Raw genomic sequence first — 243 nt, forward strand, 5'->3', positions numbered from 1 at the left:
GTCGCCATGCCGGCATGGCAGCTGACCGCCGCCTGCAGCAGCGGGATCGCCAACGCAGCACCCGATGCCTCGCCCAGGCGCATGTCGAGATCGACCAGCGCCCGCTTCTCGATGGCCTGCAACAGCCGCCGATGTCCTGGCTCGGCGGAGACATGCGCCACCACGCAGTGGTCAAGCGCATGGCGGTCCAGCTTGTAAAGCACGGCCGCCGCAGCGGTGCAGGTGAAGCCGTCCAGCAATACC

General features: G+C 68.3%; 1 protein-coding gene. It reads right to left on the reverse strand.

Annotated features, from left to right (window positions below):
- Positions 1-243 (reverse strand): nicotinate-nucleotide--dimethylbenzimidazole phosphoribosyltransferase (locus tag R0J92_RS25845; protein WP_411053790.1); only part of this gene is annotated, 243 nt, incomplete at both ends.

It is taken from the genome of Tritonibacter sp. SIMBA_163 (assembly GCF_046535935.1).
Lineage (GTDB): Bacteria > Pseudomonadota > Alphaproteobacteria > Rhodobacterales > Rhodobacteraceae > Epibacterium > Epibacterium scottomollicae.